Consider the following 18,252-nt stretch of genomic DNA (forward strand, 5'->3'; position numbering starts at 1 on the left):
GCGACGGGGAAGCGGCGGGGACTTGTCGGCCGGGCGATCGGCGCCGTACGTTACCGACGGGTAGTTTCCCGTCCGCGCCACCCACCCGAGGAGAGCCCGTGTCCACCATCGACCTCGCCGCCCTGTCAGGGCTCGACCTGATGCGCTGGGTGCAGCGCGAACAGCCCACCGACCTGCCGCACATCGGGCGGCTCCTCGGCATGCGCTTCGACGAGGTCGAGCACGGCCGGGTCACCGTCTCCCTCGACACCCGCCCGGACTTCGCCAACCCCCTGGGCACCCTGCACGGCGGCATCGCGGCCACCCTGCTGGACAGCGTGATGGCCTGCGCCGTGCACTCCACGCTCCCGGCCGGTGTCACGTACACGACCCTGGAACTCAAGGTCAACTACATCCGGGCCGGACGCACCGACGGCCAGACCCTCACCGCGCGGGGCAGCGTCCTGCACGCCGGGCGCCGCACCGCCACCGCCGAGGGCCAGGTCCTCGACGAGCGCGGCAAGCTGATCGCACACGCCACCACCACCTGCATGGTGCTGCGCCCCGGGGACTGAGCCCCGGTCAGCCCGGTCAGATCGCCTCTTTACGGGTCAGGTGCGTGAACGCCAGCCAGCCCGGCAGCACCGGCAGCCAGAATGTCATCAGGCGGAACAGCAGGACGGCCGCCAGCGCGGAGTCGGTCGGAACCCGGAACGCCGCCAGCGCACCGGTCAGCGCCAGCTCCACCGCCCCGATACCACCCGGTGTCGGGGCGGCCGAGCCCAGCGCGTTGCCCGCCAGGAAGATGACCGCCACCGTCGGATAGCTCAGCTCCACCCCGAACGCCTGCAGCGAGGCATCCAGGCACAGCACGAATGCCATCGTCATCAGCAGCATCCCGCCGATGCCGCTGAGCAGCTTCTTCGGCTGCTGCACCACGTCCAGCATGCGCGGGACGACACCGGCGAACAGGGTCTGCACCCGCTCCGAGATCGCTTTGCGCAGTGCCGGGATCGCGGTCACTATCAGCACCAGCACCGCCGCCGTCAGCAGCCCCGCGATCACCGTGCGGGAAGGCGAAGAGAGATTCGTGGTGTGCTCGGTGCCGGTCAGGTAGCCGAAGGTCAGCAGCAAGGTGATGTGGCTGCCCAGACCGAACAGCTGGGACGCCCCCACACTGGCCACCGCGTGCCCGGGGCGCAGCCCCTGACGTTGCAGGTAGCGGGTGTTCAGCGCCACCCCGCCGATCGCGGCGGGCGCCACCAGCTTCACGAACGAGCCGGCCACCTGCGCCACCACGGTCCGCAGATAGCGCACCTTCTCCGGGACGAAGCCCAGCAGGCTCACGGCCGCCGCGAAGTACGTCAGCGCCGAGAAGCAGGCAGCCGCTATCACCCACCACCAGTTGGCGTTGTTGATGACCGTGTCCACCTTCAGCTCGGCGAGCTGGGTGATGAGGAAGTAGCCGGCGAAGGCGGCGGCGATCAGCGACACCAGGGTGCGGGGCCGGACCCGTTCCATCCGGGCCGGCTCTATGGCGGCCTCGGGCCGTACCAGCAGCACCTCCTGCCGGATCAGCGACAGCAGGTCGGTCTCCTTGGAGTTCTCCAGCGCCTGCTCCATGACCTGCTTCTCGGCCTGCTTGGCGGCCTTGACGGTCTTGCGGTCGGCGTCCTCGGGCAGCGCGCCGCGCGCCTCCCGGTAGGCGCGGACCGCGTCGAGCACGGCCTGCCGTTCGCGCGCGGAGCGCTCCTTGCTCAGCTGACGCAGCGTGGTGCGGGTGGAGCGGGACAGCGCGATCGGCTGCAGCATGGGGAGGCTGTCGGCCACCGCGTCCGGGCCGAGTACGGACACGGCCGAGGCCACCGCCCGCTCGGCGCCGACGCGCAGGCCGAAGGTCGTCAGCAGCTGGGCGATGTCCATGCGCAGCGGGATGTCGCCGGCCGCGATCTCCCCGCCGCGCAGGTTCGTCAGATAAACCTCACCGGCGCGCCCCACCAGCAGCGAGTGCCCGTCCAGCCGGCGGTGCGCGATGCGCCGCGACTGGAGCGCGACGACCTGCTGCCAGGACGCCTCCATCAGGTCGTCGGTGATCTCGTCGGAGGGCACCGACTCCAGCGAACGGCCGCCGATGTGCTCGTACACCAGCATCACGGCGTCCGGGCCCAGCTCGGAGGTGGCGATCAGCTTCGGGGCGTTGGCGCCGGCGGCGATCGCCGCGTACGCGAGCAGCGCCTCCTGCTCCAGCGCCTGCCGCAGCGAGGGCAGGCTGCGGCGCTGGGTGATGCCCCGGACGGTGAGCCGGCGCCAGGCGCGGTAGAAGAAGCCCTGGGCCTGCTGGGCGCGGTCCACCACGGTGATGTCCAGCGGTGGCCCCGCCTCCAGGGTGACGAGATAGCGGCGGGTGAGCTGTCCGCGGTCGCCGTCACTGTCGTTGTCGCCGCTCCCGGCGGTCCCCGCGCCCACCGTCTCCTCGGTGCGCAGCGCGCTCACCGGGCGGAAGCCGACGTTGCGCAGCCCGGCCAGGAGTTGCTGGCCGGTGGGACGCACGTTGGGGGTGCCCACCGCGTAGAGAGTGCCGTACGCGATGGTCCAGCCGATGAGGACGGTGACCAGGATGGAGAAGAGCGTGGTGTACCCGGCGACCAGCACGGACACCGCGTCCAGGACGAGCACCGCGCCCATGATCAGCCGCCAGCGGGGGCGGTGGGTCATGCCGACGGCGGTGGCGTAGGCGATGACGGGGGCGAGGTAGCCGTGCACGGGGTCGGTGAGGCCGGCCCCGGCCGGCGCGTCGCGGGTGAGGGCGTCCTGGATGGATTCGGGGGCGACCCGGGCCACCCACAGGCTGAAGGACAGGGACACGCCGTGCGCCAGGACGGCGGCGAGCACCCCGTCCGCGATGCGCAGGCCGTCGCGGCGGATCAGCCGCTCGACGGCGAAGGCGACCGGGACGATGAGGACGGCGATGGAGGAGGCGAAGCCGGCGAAGGAGATGAGGAGCGGCGGGGCGCCGACCGCGCTGTCGTTGATGTCCTTCTCGATGCCCGCGGTGGTGCCCACCGCGAACGTCGCGGTGAGCAGGACGAGGGCGATGCCGAGCAGGCCGAGCAGGGAGCGGATGAGGTCGCCGGGGCGGTGGACGCGGGCGGCGAGGATCGGCTCGTCGATCTCCAGGCGGTCGGAGAGCGGGGCCGGCGCGGGTGCCGCCGCCGGCGCCGACGCGTGCGCGGGCGGCGCCGGTGCCGCGGGCGCGCCGGTGGGCGCGTGCGGTGCCTGCTGCGCGGTGCGCGCGTCGGCCGGCGGCCCGTCCGCCGAGGACGCCTGCCGCTTGGCCTCCCGGCGCCGCTCCGTGTTCGCCCGCCGGGCCGCCTTCGCCCGCTTGCCGCTCTTCGGGGGCTGCCGCAGCGCGGGCGCCGGTGACTGTCCGTTCAGGCCACTCATGGCGTCGTGCGACCCTTCCCCCTGGTCAGCTCCCGGCGCCTGCTCCGACGGCAGCCGTTCCGCCTCTTCTTCGCCCCGTATCACTGGCCGTTTCCTCGGTCCTCGTCACTGTGACGATAGTGGCACGAGTGACGCCCGGCCGGGGACTGTCCGTGACATACGGCACCATGGGCGCCATGACCAGCCCCGCCCACCGCCTTCCGGACTACGCCGACCGGGTGCTCACCGCCGCCGAACGCGTACCGTCGGGCCGCGTCATGACGTACGGCGACATCGCCGGCGTGCTCGGCTCCGGCGGCCCCCGCCAGGTCGGCCGGGCGATGGCCCTGTACGGCGGCGCCGCCCCGTGGTGGCGCGTGGTGCGCGCCGACGGGCGGCTGCTGCCCGGCCACGAGAAGCGGGCGCTGGAGCACTACCGCACCGAGGGCACCCCGCTGCGGTACGACGGCGCCGGCGTACCGCGCCTGGACATGGCCGCGGCCCGCTGGACGCCGCGGGAGGACGGTCCGCGCGAAACACGCTGAGGGCTGTACGGGCAGCTGTACGGGCAGGCGGGTCACAGGCACCAGCTTCCGTCATCAAAGCCGTCGGCGGTATGCCCGGTGCCGTCCGTACGGGGGACCTCACGGACCGTGCGGCACTCCGTACGCCCGTGGCGCGCGCCGTCGCGCGGCGTGGGGTTCCCCTGCGCGCACCGCGCCGACTGGCGTAGCGTCTTCCCCATCGCTCCGCCGCCCGATCCCATCCCCAAGGGGACCCCCCGCGAGAATCCGCTATGCACGTGAGCCTCTCTGTCCCGCCCCCGGACTCCGTCCGTGAGGTGCCCCCGAACGCCCCGGCCTCCGGAGCGTACCGACTGGTGCGCGATCCGGTCCTGACCACGCACCCCCCTGTACTGGACGCAAGCCAGCGCGCTGTGGTTGAGCATCCGGGCGGACCGCTTCTGGTGCTCGCCGGGCCCGGCACCGGCAAGACGACCACGCTGGTGGAGTCGGTCGCCGCCCGGGTCGCGGCCGGCACGGACCCCGAGCGGGTGCTGGTGCTCACCTTCAGCCGCAAGGCCGCCGCCGAGCTGCGCGACCGCATGACGGCCCGGATGGGCGGCGGCGCGCCGCAGGCGACCACCTTCCACTCCTTCGCCTACGCGCTGGTGCGCGCGCACCAGGACCGGGAGCTGTACGCCGAGCCGCTGCGCCTGTTGTCGGGCCCCGAACAGGATGTGTACCTGCGGGAGCTGCTGGCCGGCCAGCTGGAGCTGCCGCCGCGCGTGCCGTGGCCGGCCGAGCTGCGCGCCTGCCTGACGACGCGCGGGTTCGCCGACGAACTGCGCGCGGTGCTCGCCCGGACCCGCGAGCTGGGCCTGGGCCCCGGCACGCTCGCCGACTTCGCGCGCCGCACCGAACGGCCCGACTGGGAGGCGGCGGCGCACTTCCTGGCCGAGTATCTGGACGTCACCGAGGCACAGGGCGTGCTCGACTACGCGGGCCTGGTGCGCGGGGCCGTGCGGCTGACGGAGCGCGAGGAAGTCGCGGCCCGGGTGCGGGCCCGGTACGACGCGGTGTTCGTGGACGAGTTCCAGGACACCGACCCGGCCCAGGCCGCGCTGCTCGGGGCGCTCGCCGGGGGAGGGGGAGGCGGGCGCGACCTGATCGTGTTCGGCGACCCGGACCAGTCGATCTACGCGTTCCGGGGCGCCGATGTGGGCGGCATCCTCGGCTTTCCGGACGCCTTCCGCACGGCGGCGGGCGACCCGGCGCCGGTCGCGGTCCTCACCACCGGACGGCGCTCGGCCGCGACCGTGCAGGACGCCACCCGGCTGCTGACCCAGCGGATGCCGCTGGCCCGGCTGCCGGCCGAGGCGGTACGGCGGCACCGCGCGCTGACCGCCGTGCGCGAAGGCGGCTCGGTGGAGGTGTACACCTACCCCACGCCCGGCGCCGAGCTGGAGAACATCGCCGATCTGCTGCGCCGCGCCCATCTGGAGGACGGCCTGCCCTGGGGCGAGATGGCCGTCCTCGTCCGCGCCGGGGGGCGCTCGCTGCCCGCCGTGCGCCGTGCGCTCACCTCCGCCGGAGTACCGCTGGAGGTGGACGGCGCCGACCTGCCGCTGCGCCAGGAACCGGCCGTGGCGCCGCTGCTCACCGCGCTGCGCGCCGTCGCCGAGCCCGCCGCCCGCTTCGACCCGGAGACCGCCGCCGCCCTGCTGACCTCCCCGCTGGGCGGCCTGGACGCCGCCGACCTGCGGCGCCTGGGGCGGGCACTGCGCCACGAGGAACGCACCGCCGGGGTCGCCGTCCCCAGCCCCTCGGGGGAACTGCTGGCGCGGGCCCTGGCCGAGCCGGAGCGACTGGTCGCCCACGACCAGGGGTACGCGGGAGGCGCGCGGCAGCTGGGCCTGCTGCTGCGCAAGACCCGCGAACTGCTGGCGGGCGGCGGCAGCCCCGAGGAGGCGCTGTGGGAGCTGTGGTCCGGCACCACCTGGCCCGACCGGCTGGAGCGGGCCGCCCGGCGCGGCGGCGCGGCCGGCCGCAACGCCGACCGTGACCTGGACGCCATCTGCGCGCTGTTCGAGGCGGCGGCCCGCGCCGAGGAACGCGGCGGCGGACGCGGCGCGCTGATCTTCCTCGACGAACTGGACGCCCACGACATCGCCGCCGACACCCTGGCCGCGCGGGCGGTACGGCCCGACGCCGTACGGCTGATGACCGCGCACCGTGCCAAGGGCCTGGAGTGGTCCCTGGTGGTGGTGGCCGGGGTGCAGGAGGGGCTGTGGCCCGACCTGCGGCGGCGCGGCTCCCTGCTGGAGGCGGACCGCATCGGGCGCGACGGTCTCGCCGAACCCCTGACCCCCGGCGCGCTGCTCGCCGAGGAACGCCGGCTGTTCTACGTGGCGGCCACCCGGGCCAGGGACCGCCTCGTGGTGACGGCGGTGCGCGGCGCGGACGAGGGCGACCAGCCGTCGCGGTTCGTGACCGAACTGGGCGTGGAGCCGCAGGATGTGAGCAGCCGCCCGCGCCGTCCGCTGGCCCTGTCCGCGCTGATCGCCGAACTGCGGGCGTGCACCGTCGACCCCGCGGCGACGCCCGCGCTGCGCGAGGCGGCGGCGCGCCGGCTGGCGAAGCTGGCGGCGCTCCGCGACGGCGACGGCCACGCGCTGGTGCCCGCCGCGCACCCGCAGCGCTGGTGGGGACTGCGCGAGCAGACGCTGTCGGCGGCCCCGGTGCGCGACCCGGAGCGCCCGGTGGCGCTGTCCGCCAGCGCGCTGGGCGAGCTGGTGAACTCCTGCGCGCTCAAGTGGTTCCTGGGACGCGAGGTGCACGCGGACGCCCCGGCGACGACCGCCCAGGGCTTCGGGAACGTGCTGCACGTCCTGGCCGACGAGGTGGCCTCCGGCACCACCCCGGCCGACCTCGCCGTCCTGATGGAACGCCTGGACGTGGTGTGGGAAGGGCTCGCCTTCGAAGCGCCCTGGCAGTCGCGCAGGGAACGCGACGAGGCGCGCGCCGCTCTGGAACGGTTCGTGCGCTGGCACGTCCTCCAGGGGCAGACCGGCTTCGAGCCGGCCGCCTCGGAGGAGGACTTCGACGTCACGCTGGCAGCGGGCGAGCACCGCATCCGGATCAGGGGCACCCTGGACCGCGTCGAGCGGGACGCGGACGGCCGCGCGTACGTCGTCGACTTCAAGACCGGCCGCAACAAACCGTCCAGGGCCGAGGTGGAACGGCACCCGCAGCTGGCCGTCTACCAGCTCGCCGTACGGCACGGGGAGGCCGAGATCGGCGGTGCCTCGCTGGTGCATCTGCGCCAGGGTGCTCCGAAGAAGGAGGGCGGCGACACGCTGCCGGCCGTCCAGAAACAGCCGCCCCTGGAGGGCGACTGGGTCGGCGACCTGCTCGCCACGGCGGCCGGGCGTGTCCTGGACGAACGCTTCACCCCCACCCCGGGCCAGCAGTGCGGCACCTGCCACTTCCGCGCCTCCTGCTCGGGCCGCACGGAGGGCCGCCAAGTGGTGGAGTGACGCGAGGCGGGCACGCGTCAGCCTCAGCGAGTCAAGATCACCCGAGCCACCTGCATGCACAGCCGTACGGCCAGGGCTACCGCACCCGTACCACCACGGAGTTCGGTCGCCCCATCGAACTGCCGCAGCCCTTCGGCTTCGCCCTCGACACCACCGGGTTCAAGATCTATCCGCCGCGCCGCCCCACCCGGTAGGGCCCGCGGCCTCCGCTGTCGGCGGTCGCCGATAGCCTCTTCCGGGTGGCCGCACGACTGACGCATCCCGGACAGCTCTGTGAGCTGCTCGGGATCCCCTTCACACCCGAACAGCTGGCGTGCATCACCGCGCCCCCCGCACCACAGGCCATCGTCGCCGGGGCCGGGTCCGGCAAGACCACCGTCATGGCCGCCCGCGTGGTGTGGCTCACCGGCACCGGGCAGGTCGCCCCCGAGCGCGTTCTCGGCCTCACCTTCACCAACAAGGCCGCCGGCGAACTCGCCGAACGCGTCCGGAAGTCCCTCGCCAAGGCGGGCATCGGCCAGGAGACCACCGAGACGGGGGAGCCCGGCGGCGAGCCGCAGATCTCCACCTACCACGCCTTCGCCGGCCGCCTCCTCAAGGAGCACGGGCTGCGGCTGGGCATCGAGCCCGCCTCCCGGCTGCTCGCCGACGCCGGACGGTTCCAGCTCGCCGCCGAGGTCCTGCGCGCGGCGCCCGCCTCCTTCGAGGCGCCGGCCGCCGGGTTCACCACCCTGGTCACCGACCTCATCGCGCTCGACGGCGAACTCGCCGAACACCTCGTACCGCCCGAGCGGCTGCGCGACTTCGACCGCGCGCTCCTCGCCGAACTCGACGCCACCGCCCTCACCAACAACGATCTGCGGCGCATCCGCGAGGCCGCGCAGGGCCGCGGCCACCTCCTCGATGTCGTCCTGGATTACCGGGCCCGCAAACGCGCCCGCGACCTCATCGACTTCGGCGACCAGATCGCGCTGGCCGCCACCCTCGCCCGCGACGTCCCCGAGGTCGGCCGGGCGCTGCGCGAGGAGTACGGCGTGGTCCTCCTCGACGAGTACCAGGACACCTCCGTCGCCCAGCGCATCATGCTCGCCGGGCTGTTCGGCGCCGGCGCGGGCGCCGGCCACCCCGTCACCGCCGTCGGCGACCCCTGCCAGGCCATCTACGGCTGGCGCGGTGCCTCCGTCGCCAACCTCGACGACTTCCCCGACCACTTCCCGGCCGCCTTGGGGTCTCCCCTGCTCGAAGAGCATGGGGAAGGCACCTCCGCCCGCCGTCACTCGCTCAGCGAGAACCGGCGCAGCGGCGGGCACCTCCTCCAGCTCGCCAACGACCTCGCCGCACCGCTGCGCGCCCTGCACCCCGCCGTCGTACCGCTGCGCCCGGCCGAGGGCGCCGAGCGGGCGGGCCGGGTCCACTGCGCCCTGCTGCCCACCCACGCCGCCGAACTGGAGTGGCTCGCCGACTCCCTCGCCCATCTCGTGCGCACCGGCACGGCCCCCGGCGAGATCGCCGTGCTGTGCCGCACCCGCAACGACTTCGCCGAGATCCAGCGCGAACTCGTCGAACGCGGCGTCCCCGTCGAGGTCGTCGGGCTCTCCGGGCTGCTCTACCTGCCCGAGATCGCCGACCTGGTCGCCGTCTGCGAGGTGCTGGCCGACCCCACCGCCAACGCCGCGCTGGTCCGGCTGCTCACCGGGCCCCGCTGGCGGGTCGGCCCCCGCGATCTGGCGCTGCTCGGGCGCCGGGCGCGGATCCTGGTGCGCCGCGCCGCCCCCGGCGCGGACCAGGACCGGCTGGCCGCCGCCGTCGAAGGCACCGACCCCGCCGAGACCACCTCGCTCGCCGACGCGCTGGACACCTTCATCGGCGAGGACCCGGACGAGGACGGGCTGCCGTTCTCCGCCGAGGCCCGGGTGCGGTTCGCGCACCTGGCCGCCGAGATCCGGGAACTGCGCCGCTCGCTGGCCGACCCCCTCATGGACGTGCTGCACCGGGTGCTGGCCGTCACCGGGCTCGAGGTCGAACTCTCCGCCTCCCCGCAGGCGCTGGCGGCGCGCCGCCGCGAGACCCTCACCGCCTTCCTCGATGTGGCCGCCGCCTTCGCCGCCGGCCGCACCGGCGTCGCCGTCGACGGGGAACGGCTGGGCGGCGGCCTCACCGCCTTCCTCGCCTTCCTGCGCTCCGCCGCCCAGTACGACAGGGGCCTGGACGGCTCCCTGCCCAGCGCCGAGAACACCGTCAAGGTGCTCACCGTCCACCAGTCCAAGGGCCTGGAGTGGGACGTGGTCGCCGTCCCCGGACTCTGCGCGGGGCAGGGCGGCTTCCCTTCCGCGCAGGCGCGCGACTCCTGGCTCAAACACCCGCGCACCCTGCCGCATCCGCTGCGCGGCGACGCCGCCACCCTGCCCGCCATCGAGGGCTGGACGGCCGCCGCCTACAAGGCGTACTCCGGGCTGGTGGCAGAGCACCAGCTGCACGAGGAACTGCGCCTGGGCTACGTCGCCTTCACCCGCCCCCGCAGCCTGCTGCTGGGCTCGGGCCACTGGTGGGGGCCCAGCCAGAAGAAGAAACGCGGCCCCTCCGCCTATCTGGAGGCGCTGCGCGCGCATTGCGAGAGCGACCCCGCGCACGGCGAGGTCGAGCAGTGGGCGGAGATCCCCGAGGACGACGAGGAGAACCCGGCACTCGCCGAGCCCACCGAGGAGCGCGCCTGGCCGCTGCCGCTGGAGCCGGTCGCGCTGGCGCGCCGCCGCAGTGCCGCCGACCGGGTGCTCGACCTGCTGCGCGAGGGCTTCGAGGAGCGGCCCGCCGCCGTTCCGGGGCCGCCCCCGCAGCTCACGGCGGAGGAACGGCGCGCCGTCGAGTCCTGGGACCGCGACCTGGACGCCCTCGCCGGCGAGCTGCGCCGGGCCAGGGAGGGCGTACGGGAGGTGCCGCTGCCGGTGTCGCTGTCCGCGACCCAGGTGCAGCGGCTGGCGTCCGACCCGGAGGGGTTCGCGCGCGAGCTGGCCCGCCCGATGCCGCGCCCGCCGCAGCCGGCGGCCCGCCGCGGCACCCGCTTCCACGCCTGGGTCGAGTCGCGCTTCGAGGAGCTTCCGCTGCCGATGCTGGGCCCGGACGAGCTGCCGGGCGCCGCGGAGGAGGGCGGCGACGCGGACGTGATCGCGGACGAGCGGGAGCTGGCGGCGCTGAAGGAGGCGTTCGGCCGCACCCCGTACGCGCGCCGCACCCCGTACCGCATCGAGGCGCCGTTCCAGCTGACCCTGGCCGGCCGGGTGATCAGGGGCCGGATCGACGCCGTCTACCGCACCGACGACCAGGGCGGCGAGCGGTACGAGATCATCGACTGGAAGACCGCCAGGCGGCAGGACGCGGACCCGCTCCAGCTGGCGATCTACCGGCTGGCGTGGGCGGAGCGGCGCGGTCTGCCGCTGAACCGGGTGACGGCGGCGTTCCTGTACGTACGCAGCGGGGAGGTCGTACGGCCCACCGTGCTGCCGGGGCGGGCCGGCCTTGAGCGGCTGCTGCTGGGGGAGGAGTCCTGGGAGCCGAACGACCCCGGATAGGCTTCCGGTATGGCAAGCACCTCGGACAACGGCGTCCAGCCGATCGCGCTCACCGGCAACGGCGGCATCGACCGGGGCGGCGAGCACCGTCTCGACGAGGCCTGGCTGGGGGCGGCCTGGAGCCACCCCACCACCAGGGTGTTCGTGGTGTCGGGCGGGCAAGCACTGATCGAGGAGACCGAGGACGGCCGCACCGAGCTGGTGATGATGCCGTCCTTCGACGCGCCGTTCACCGAGGCGCACCGCTACTTCCTGGGCACCGACCCGGACGGGGTGCGCTACTTCGCGCTCCAGAAGGACGCGCTGCCGGGCCGGATGGACGACGCCGCGCGCCCGGCCGGGCTGCGCGAGGCCGCCCCGCTGCTGTCGGAACGCGACAACGAACTGCTGGTGCACGCCGTGGCGCTGGAGAACTGGCAGCGCTCGCACCGCTTCTGCTCGCGGTGCGGGGAGCGCACGGTGATCGCGGCGGCCGGGCACATCCGGCGCTGCCCGGCGTGTGGCGGAGAACACTATCCGCGCACCGATCCGGCGGTGATCATGCTGGTCACCGACGGGGAGGACCGGGCACTGCTGGGGCGGCAGATGCACTGGCCGGAGGGGCGCTACTCGACGCTGGCCGGCTTCGTGGAGCCGGGGGAGTCGGTGGAGCGGGCGGTGATCCGGGAGGTCGCCGAGGAGGCCGGGATCGTGGTGGGCGAGGTGGAGTACGTCGCCAGCCAGCCGTGGCCCTTCCCCTCCAGCCTGATGCTGGGCTTCATGGCGCGGGCCGTCACCTCGGCCGTCAAGGTGGACGGCGAGGAGATCGAGGAGGCCCGCTGGTTCTCGCGGGACGAGCTGCGGGCCGCGATCGAGGCCGGCGAGGTACTGCCCCCGTCCGGCGTCTCCATCGCGGCCCGGCTGATCGAGATGTGGTACGGCGAACCGCTGGCCGATCTGGCCTGACCGGGTGCGGTCAGGAGACCGGGACCAGGGCCTGCTTGACCTGGGCGAGGGAGGGGTTGGTCATGGTGACCTCGGCCCCGCCGTTGGGGGCGACGACGACCGTGGGCACGGTCTGGTTGCCGTCGTTGGCCTTCTCCACCAGGGTGGCTGCCTCCGGGTTCTCCTCGATGTTGATCTCCGTGTAGGCGATCCCCTCGCGGTCCAGCTGGCTCTTCAGGCGGCGGCAGTAGCCGCACCAGGTGGTGCTGTACATCGTCACGGTGCCCAGCATCGTGTGCGCTCCTTGGTCGTGTGCGGATGTGCGTCTCGGTGGCGATCCCATCATCGCTGAAGGGACAACGCCGACGGTGGGGTGCGTAATCCCCAGGAATGGTGTGACGGTATGACCGAGCCTGTGGACAAGTGACCCGCATCCCGGCGCGGGACCTGGCAGCATGACGGGCGTGACAGCAGCAACCCCGCCCCCAGGACTCCCCGGCTCCCCCGGCCTCCCCGGCTCCTCCGGTTTCCCGACCGTTCCGGACTCCGCCGACGCCGTGCTCGACGGGCTCGACCCCGAACAGCGCGCGGTGGCCACCACCCTGCACGGCCCGGTGTGCGTGCTCGCCGGGGCCGGCACCGGCAAGACCCGGGCGATCACCCACCGCATCGCCTACGGGGTGCGCTCGGGGGTCTTCCAGCCCAGCACGGTGCTGGCGGTCACCTTCACCCACCGGGCGGCGGGCGAGATGCGCGGCCGGCTGCGCGGCCTGGGCGCGGGCGGGGTCCAGGCCCGGACGTTCCACTCGGCCGCGCTGCGCCAGCTCCAGTACTTCTGGCCCAGGGCGGTGGGCGGCGAGGTGCCCCGCCTGCTGGACCGCAAGATCAAACTGATCTCGGAGGCGGCGGGGCGCTGCCGGATCTCCCTCAACGGCCACGAGCTGCGCGATGTCACCGGCGAGATCGAGTGGGCCAAGGTGACCCAGACCACTCCGGACGACTATCCGGCGGCCGTCGTCAAGGCAGGCAAGGACGCGCCGCGCGACCCCGCGCAGACCAGCCGCATCTACGCCACCTACGAACAGCTCAAGCAGGACCGGGGCGCCATCGACTTCGAGGATGTGCTGCTGCTCACCGTCGGCATCCTCCAGGACCGCGCCGACATCGCCGAGACCGTGCGCCGCCAGTACCAGCACTTCGTCGTCGACGAGTACCAGGACGTCAGCCCGCTCCAGCAGCGGCTGCTCCAGCTGTGGCTGGGGGACCGGGAGAGCCTGTGCGTGGTCGGGGACGCCAGCCAGACCATCTACTCCTTCACCGGGGCCACCCCGGACCACCTGCTGAACTTCCGCACCCTGCACCCCAACGCCACCGTGGTGAAGCTGGTGCGGGACTACCGCTCCACCCCGCAGGTGGTGCAGCTGGCCAACGGTCTGCTGGACCAGGCGAAGGGCCGGGCCGCCGAGTCCCGGCTCCAGCTGATCTCGCAGCGTCCGGCCGGGCCCGAGCCGGAGTTCTCCGAGCACCCGGACGAGCCGACCGAGGCCGCCGCGACCGCCCGCCGGATCCGGCAGCTGATGACCCCGGTCGAGCAGGGCGGGGAGGGCGTGCCCGCCAGCGAGATCGCTGTGCTGTACCGGGCCAACTCCCAGTCCGAGAGCTATGAGGCCGCCATGGCGGAGGCCGGGGTGCCCTACCAGCTCAAGGGCGCCGAGCGGTTCTTCGAACGCCCCGAGATCCGGCAGGCCGGGATGGCGCTGCGCGGGGCGGCGCGGGCCGGCAGCGGCAACGACCAGGCCCTGGTGGGGGCGGACGGCCTGGCCGCCGAGGTGGGCGCGGTGCTGGCCACCACCGGCTGGACGCCGGAGCCGCCGGCCGGCTCGGGCGCTGCCCGGGACCGGTGGGAGTCCCTGGCGGCCCTGGTGCGGCTTGCCGAGGACTTCCAGCGCGCCACCCCGGGCGCCACGCTGGTCGCCTTCGTCGCCGAACTGGACGAGCGGGCCAACGCCCAGCACGCCCCGACCGTGGAGGGGGTCACCCTCACCTCCCTGCACACCGCCAAGGGCCTGGAGTGGGACGCGGTGTTCCTGGTCGGGCTCACCGACGGGATGCTGCCCATCACGCACGCCAAGACGGCCGAGCAGATCGAGGAGGAACGGCGGCTGCTGTACGTGGGGGTGACCCGGGCCCGGCTGCATCTGACGCTGTCGTGGTCGCTGGCGCGCGCCCCGGGCGGCCGGGCCTCCCGGCGGCCCAGCCGCTTCCTGGACGGGCTGCGGCCCGGCTCGGGTCCCGCCGGTGCCCGCCGCAAGGGCGGGGCGGGCGGCGTCGAGGGCGGTGGCGAGGGCGGACGCCGCCGCAAGCCGCGCGGCCCGGTGCCGTGCCGGGTGTGCGGGCGGACGCTGACCGAGGCCACCGAGATGAAGCTGCGGCGCTGCGTGGACTGCCCCTCCACCATGGACGAGGCGCTGTACGAGCGGCTGCGGGAGTGGCGCCTGGAGCAGGCGAAGGAGCTGGGACGCCCGGCGTACGCGGTGTTCACCGATGTCACCTTGATGGCGATCGCCGAGTCGGTGCCGGGCGACCGGGCCCAGTTGTCGCGGATCTCGGGTGTCGGAGCCCACAAACTGGCTCAGTTCGGCGACGACGTACTGGCCCTGTGCGCAGGTCAGGAGCTTCCCGAGCGGGACGGGGAGGCGGCGGAGGAGGCCGCCGATCACCCCGACGGGGAAACCTCGGGAAAATAGTTTGCGCGGCCCCGAGCGATACGCATAGCGTGCTGCACACGGCGTCGAGGGAGGCTTTCGCTTCCGGACGAGCCGTGCTGTACTGAGTTGTACCGATTCTGTATGCCTCGGGTCAGGATGTGATTCCTGTACCCGCCGAGACTCCTTAGGGGAGGCGATTCCAGTGGCGACCATCACTCTGACGAAACTGTCCGGGCTGTCCGGCCATGACGTCGTCTCCTCCTGCCTGCCGGGCGGTTCCCACCTGTTCTTCGCCACCGGTGTCTCTGGTGCCGAAGCCGTGCGTGAGGTGCGCATTGAGCGCGTCGAGCGCAGTGAGCGACCGACCCAGGCGCCCGCGGTAGCGGCAGTGGCAGCGGCACAGGCATCGGATGCCTATGACGCGATCGCAGCAGCAGCAGCCAACGGTGCCGGCGCGGCAGCAGTGGCAGCGAATCAGCTGTTCGGACAGCAGAAGACCCAGCTCCACACGATGTGGGCCCTCCGCGGGCTCAAACCCTGGACGCACCCAGCCTGATCGGCACAGATCAGGTCGGCACCTTCCAGGGCCGCGGAACCCACTTCGGGATCCGCGGCCCTTCTGTTTTGCCCACGACAACAGAAAAGAACGAAGACATGACCGTGCCCATCGCGCCGTCCGCCCGACCTGACCTGAACTCACCACCCGATCCGGAGACTTCTGTGACCCCGCTGTACAGCCTCAACGAACTCGACGAGGCCATCGAGCGACTCGACGCCACCGTGCCGTGCCGTTCCTACGACCCCGAGGTGTTCTTCGCCGAGTCCCCGGAGGACGTCGAATACGCCAAGTCGCTGTGCGGCGCCTGTCCGCTGCGCGAGGCATGTCTGGCCGGCGCCAAGGAGCGGCGTGAGCCGTGGGGCGTCTGGGGCGGCGAGCTCTTCGTCCAGGGTGTGGTGGTGCCGAGGAAGCGGCCCCGTGGCCGCCCGCGCAAGAACCCGGTCCTCGCCTCATGAACACCAACGGCACCATCGGAAACCCGGCCGCCCATGGCCCCCGGCGGATCTCACGGATCCGTCCACTGAACGACAACACCGCAGATCTGGCCGCGGTCGCACCGCGCCAGGACCAGAACAGGATCACCGAGTTGTATCTCATCCCAGAAGCGCTGGCCCGCTCCCATATGAGCGAACGCGTGCGCGAAGCCGAATCCCAACGCATGTCGCGGCAGGTGGCCATCGCCGACCGGCTGCACCGCAAGTCCCGCCGCCTCCAGGCCCGTGCGGAGCGGGCCTCCAACCGGGCCCGCCGGGCTCTGGCCCAGGCGGTGCTCCACCAGCGCTGACCTCGTCAGCGGCCGTCCACCTTCGACCGAAGCCCCCGCCCCGGCGGGGGCTTCCGTGTTCCCGTGTTCCCGCGTTCCCGTGTTCCCGCGTTCCCGCGTTCCCGCGGCGCGCGGTCGGCCCGGGTACACGATCAGGGGGTCGGCTTTAGCGGGCCGCCCCGCCCCGACGGGGCACGGTGCCTTCCCGTCGCGTACGGGGCGGTGTGATCCGGTGGGCCTGCGGCCCGCGTTCCGGGGGCCGTGCGGCGGACCGGCCTCCGGCCGCCGGACCATCGCCCGGCCTCGTCCCGACCTTCACGGGGGAGCCCCTGCCGGGGAGGCGGCGCGGCCCTGGGCCGGTGAGCCGGAGACGTCTTCCGCGTCGGGTGCGGGTGAGGGCGCGGGATGGGTACCGGACCTGAAGGCTCCGCAGGGGCAGTCGGGGTGCGGCGGATGGGTGGTCGTGGTGAAGGAGAGGTCGGGCAGGGAGAGTTCCGTCCGGGTGCTCAGCGGGGGCGGGGCCGTGCCGTCCAGGTAGGAGAGCACGGTGGCCGCCGTCAGTCCCGCGATCGTCTGGGCCAGGGCGGCGTCGCAGGACGGGGTGGTACCGGGACGGGCGTTGCGCCACTGGGCCACCAGCAGTGGCCAGCCCGGTTCGCCCCGGGCCCTGGTGTGCAGCAGACATTCCGCACAGGCTGTGCGCCCGGGCCGTACCAGGGGACCGGTGAAGCCGGTGGCTTCCACCACCCCCGCGTACAGATGCGGTGTGCCGGCCGCGAGCAGTTGAGCGGCCGCCGCCGGGTCGGGGGCGTAGGCGGTGATGCCGTCGCGCGGGGCGAGCACCACCAGATGCGGCCCTTCCCGCCGTTCCCCGGGCGGGGGCGGCCCACCCTCGCGTTGCCAGGGGACGGCGGCGCTCACCGCCGAGGCCGCCGCCTCGGCGCGGCGCTCCCCCTTGCGGTCGGCGCGTACCCCGCCCGGCGAGGTGTCGGCGGCCGACACCCGGCCACCGTCGACCACCTCTACCCGGCCCACGCCCGCCTGGGCCAGCGTGACCGCCACCGCCGCGCCCACCCGGCCGGCGCCGCGCACCCGCACCCAGGCCCGGCGGCGTTCCAGCAGCCGGCGCAGCCCCCGGCCGGGTTCGCGATGCACCAGGGACAGCGAGGCGAGGTCCGGCCGCGCGGCCTCGGTGACCCGGGAGGCCGCCGTACGGTCGGCCGCCGCGTCGTCGAGCACGCCCAGGTCGGTGAGCCGGTGCGCGATCCGGTCGGCGGCGGCGCGGCCCAGCCCCAGTGCCGCCGCCGCGTCCCGCAACGCGGGCAGCCCCCGGGTGCCGTCCAGCAGGGTCAGAAAGCTCTGGGTGGCCGTGTCCACCGGCCCCAGCAGTACCGCGTGGGCGGGGGTCACCCCGAAGCGCAGGGTGTGTCCGTCCCGCCAGCCACGGCGCAGGGCCGGCTTGATCATCGGATGCATGTGGGTCATCCCCGCTTTCACTGTCACTTTCACCTGTCGCACTCCGTTCGTGACTCAGAGTGCACGATCAGGCGACGGCGGAGCGAAAAGTTATCCACATGTGAGGGATATGGTCCGATAAGCGGCCCTGCTCCACGCCGCTTGCCCGCTCCGGAGCCGCCAGGGGGGACATTTCCGCCTGTCAGCGGGTAACGTCGAAGGGTGACCGCCGATCCGCTGAACAGCAGCGCCGGCCCGCCGCGGATCAGCCCCCCGGTGGACCGGGCGGTCGAGGTGCGCCGCTCCACCCGCCGCCGGCGTACGGTCTCCGCCTACCGCGAGGGCGACCGCACCGTGGTCCTCATCCCCGCCCGGATGTCGGCCGACGAGGAGCGACGCTGGGTCTCGGTCATGCTGGAGAAGCTCGCCGCCCAGGAAGACCGCCGGATGCTCGACGACGACGCGCTCGGGCAGCGCGCCGCCGAGCTCTCCGCCCGTTATCTGCGCGGCCGGGCCCGCCCCGACAGTGTGCGCTGGGTGACCAACCAGAACTCCCGCTGGGGCTCGTGCACCCCCGCCATGGGCAGTATCCGGCTCTCCCACCGGCTCCAGGGCATGCCCGAGTACGTCATCGACTACGTCATCCTCCACGAGCTGGCGCATCTCCTGGTGCCCGGTCACGGCGAGGGCTTCTGGCGGCTGCTGGACGCCTACCCGCGCACCGAGCGGGCCCGCGGGTTCCTGGAGGGGGTGGTGGCCGCCGAGCGGTTGCCGTACATCCCCTGCGGTGCCCCCGACTGACACTCCGCCGTCCCGCTGTCGGCGGCAACGACTAG

General features: G+C 73.8%; 14 protein-coding genes. 11 read left to right on the top strand and 3 right to left on the bottom strand.

Annotated elements, in window-relative coordinates; genetic code table 11:
• Nucleotides 1-98: 98 nt before the first annotated feature.
• Entirely contained in the window at nucleotides 99-554 is a 456-nt protein-coding gene (locus SXIM_RS18650; RefSeq protein ID WP_046724718.1) for a PaaI family thioesterase, read from the top strand.
• Nucleotides 555-570: 16 nt separating this feature from the next.
• On the opposite strand, the gene SXIM_RS18655 is transcribed toward SXIM_RS18650, so the two are convergent.
• Nucleotides 571-3,423, bottom strand: a complete 2,853-nt coding sequence (locus SXIM_RS18655; RefSeq protein WP_246156900.1) for a lysylphosphatidylglycerol synthase transmembrane domain-containing protein — start codon at nucleotides 3,421-3,423, stop codon at nucleotides 571-573.
• A gap of 176 nt (nucleotides 3,424-3,599) precedes the next feature.
• Between SXIM_RS18655 and SXIM_RS18660 the strand changes: the two genes are divergently transcribed.
• The 5 genes from SXIM_RS18660 to nudC all read left to right on the top strand — a co-directional run bounded on the left by SXIM_RS18660 (nucleotide 3,600) and on the right by nudC (nucleotide 11,952).
• Nucleotides 3,600-3,947, top strand: coding sequence for an MGMT family protein (locus SXIM_RS18660; RefSeq protein WP_324604842.1), 348 nt, complete (start codon nucleotides 3,600-3,602; stop codon nucleotides 3,945-3,947).
• A 251-nt stretch (nucleotides 3,948-4,198) separates the two neighbouring features.
• The gene (locus SXIM_RS18665; protein WP_078846973.1) at nucleotides 4,199-7,441 is read left to right on the top strand and encodes an ATP-dependent helicase; all 3,243 of its coding nucleotides are present in this window, start codon (nucleotides 4,199-4,201) and stop codon (nucleotides 7,439-7,441) included.
• Nucleotides 7,438-7,635 carry a hypothetical protein gene (locus SXIM_RS27505; RefSeq protein WP_168222776.1) on the top strand — a complete coding sequence of 66 codons (198 nt, stop codon included), beginning with the start codon at nucleotides 7,438-7,440 and terminating at the stop codon, nucleotides 7,633-7,635. Before SXIM_RS18665 ends, SXIM_RS27505 begins: the two co-directional genes overlap by 4 nt.
• 45 nt (nucleotides 7,636-7,680) lie before the next feature.
• On the top strand, nucleotides 7,681-11,007 hold the full coding sequence (locus SXIM_RS18670) for an ATP-dependent helicase (RefSeq protein WP_046724720.1): 3,327 nt from the start codon (nucleotides 7,681-7,683) through the stop codon (nucleotides 11,005-11,007).
• A gap of 9 nt (nucleotides 11,008-11,016) precedes the next feature.
• Nucleotides 11,017-11,952: an NAD(+) diphosphatase gene (nudC, locus tag SXIM_RS18675; protein ID WP_030737259.1), complete on the top strand. Its 936-nt coding sequence runs from the start codon at nucleotides 11,017-11,019 to the stop codon at nucleotides 11,950-11,952.
• 10 nt (nucleotides 11,953-11,962) lie between these two features.
• On the opposite strand, the gene SXIM_RS18680 is transcribed toward nudC, so the two are convergent.
• On the bottom strand, nucleotides 11,963-12,223 hold the full coding sequence (locus SXIM_RS18680) for a mycoredoxin (protein ID WP_030737254.1): 261 nt from the start codon (nucleotides 12,221-12,223) through the stop codon (nucleotides 11,963-11,965).
• Between the two features lie 163 nt (nucleotides 12,224-12,386).
• Between SXIM_RS18680 and SXIM_RS18685 the strand changes: the two genes are divergently transcribed.
• The 4 genes from SXIM_RS18685 (at nucleotide 12,387) to SXIM_RS18700 (ending at nucleotide 15,982) form a co-directional block, all read left to right on the top strand.
• Nucleotides 12,387-14,678 carry an ATP-dependent DNA helicase UvrD2 gene (locus tag SXIM_RS18685; RefSeq protein WP_425473469.1) on the top strand — a complete coding sequence of 764 codons (2,292 nt, stop codon included), beginning with the start codon at nucleotides 12,387-12,389 and terminating at the stop codon, nucleotides 14,676-14,678.
• A 163-nt stretch (nucleotides 14,679-14,841) separates the two neighbouring features.
• Nucleotides 14,842-15,195, top strand: a complete 354-nt coding sequence (locus SXIM_RS18690) for a hypothetical protein (RefSeq protein ID WP_078635779.1) — start codon at nucleotides 14,842-14,844, stop codon at nucleotides 15,193-15,195.
• Between the two features lie 98 nt (nucleotides 15,196-15,293).
• On the top strand, nucleotides 15,294-15,653 hold the full coding sequence (locus SXIM_RS18695; RefSeq protein ID WP_030737249.1) for a WhiB family transcriptional regulator: 360 nt from the start codon (nucleotides 15,294-15,296) through the stop codon (nucleotides 15,651-15,653).
• Nucleotides 15,650-15,982: a hypothetical protein gene (locus SXIM_RS18700; protein ID WP_030737246.1), complete on the top strand. Its 333-nt coding sequence runs from the start codon at nucleotides 15,650-15,652 to the stop codon at nucleotides 15,980-15,982. The genes SXIM_RS18695 and SXIM_RS18700 overlap by 4 nt, the downstream gene beginning before the upstream one ends.
• 294 nt (nucleotides 15,983-16,276) lie before the next feature.
• On the opposite strand, the gene SXIM_RS18705 is transcribed toward SXIM_RS18700, so the two are convergent.
• The gene (locus SXIM_RS18705) at nucleotides 16,277-17,437 is read right to left on the bottom strand and encodes a TOMM precursor leader peptide-binding protein (RefSeq protein WP_107073990.1); all 1,161 of its coding nucleotides are present in this window, start codon (nucleotides 17,435-17,437) and stop codon (nucleotides 16,277-16,279) included.
• A 201-nt stretch (nucleotides 17,438-17,638) separates the two neighbouring features.
• Between SXIM_RS18705 and SXIM_RS18710 the strand changes: the two genes are divergently transcribed.
• On the top strand, nucleotides 17,639-18,217 hold the full coding sequence (locus tag SXIM_RS18710) for a M48 metallopeptidase family protein (protein WP_030737240.1): 579 nt from the start codon (nucleotides 17,639-17,641) through the stop codon (nucleotides 18,215-18,217).
• The last annotated feature ends 35 nt before the right edge of the window (nucleotides 18,218-18,252 follow it).

This window comes from Streptomyces xiamenensis, assembly GCF_000993785.3.
Lineage (GTDB): Bacteria > Actinomycetota > Actinomycetes > Streptomycetales > Streptomycetaceae > Streptomyces > Streptomyces xiamenensis.

Bases quoted from the DNA above. Each gene is read 5' to 3' on its own strand.
- SXIM_RS18655 (WP_246156900.1), bottom strand. From the start codon at position 3,423: ATGAGTGGCCTGAACGGACAGTCACCGGCGCCCGCGCTGCGGCAGCCC.
- SXIM_RS18660 (WP_324604842.1), top strand. From the start codon at position 3,600: ATGACCAGCCCCGCCCACCGCCTTCCGGACTACGCCGACCGGGTGCTC.
- SXIM_RS18665 (WP_078846973.1), top strand. From the start codon at position 4,199: ATGCACGTGAGCCTCTCTGTCCCGCCCCCGGACTCCGTCCGTGAGGTG.
- nudC (WP_030737259.1), top strand. From the start codon at position 11,017: ATGGCAAGCACCTCGGACAACGGCGTCCAGCCGATCGCGCTCACCGGC.
- SXIM_RS18680 (WP_030737254.1), bottom strand. From the start codon at position 12,223: ATGCTGGGCACCGTGACGATGTACAGCACCACCTGGTGCGGCTACTGC.
- SXIM_RS18685 (WP_425473469.1), top strand. From the start codon at position 12,387: ATGACGGGCGTGACAGCAGCAACCCCGCCCCCAGGACTCCCCGGCTCC.
- SXIM_RS18695 (WP_030737249.1), top strand. From the start codon at position 15,294: ATGACCGTGCCCATCGCGCCGTCCGCCCGACCTGACCTGAACTCACCA.
- SXIM_RS18700 (WP_030737246.1), top strand. From the start codon at position 15,650: ATGAACACCAACGGCACCATCGGAAACCCGGCCGCCCATGGCCCCCGG.
- SXIM_RS18705 (WP_107073990.1), bottom strand. From the start codon at position 17,437: ATGCATCCGATGATCAAGCCGGCCCTGCGCCGTGGCTGGCGGGACGGA.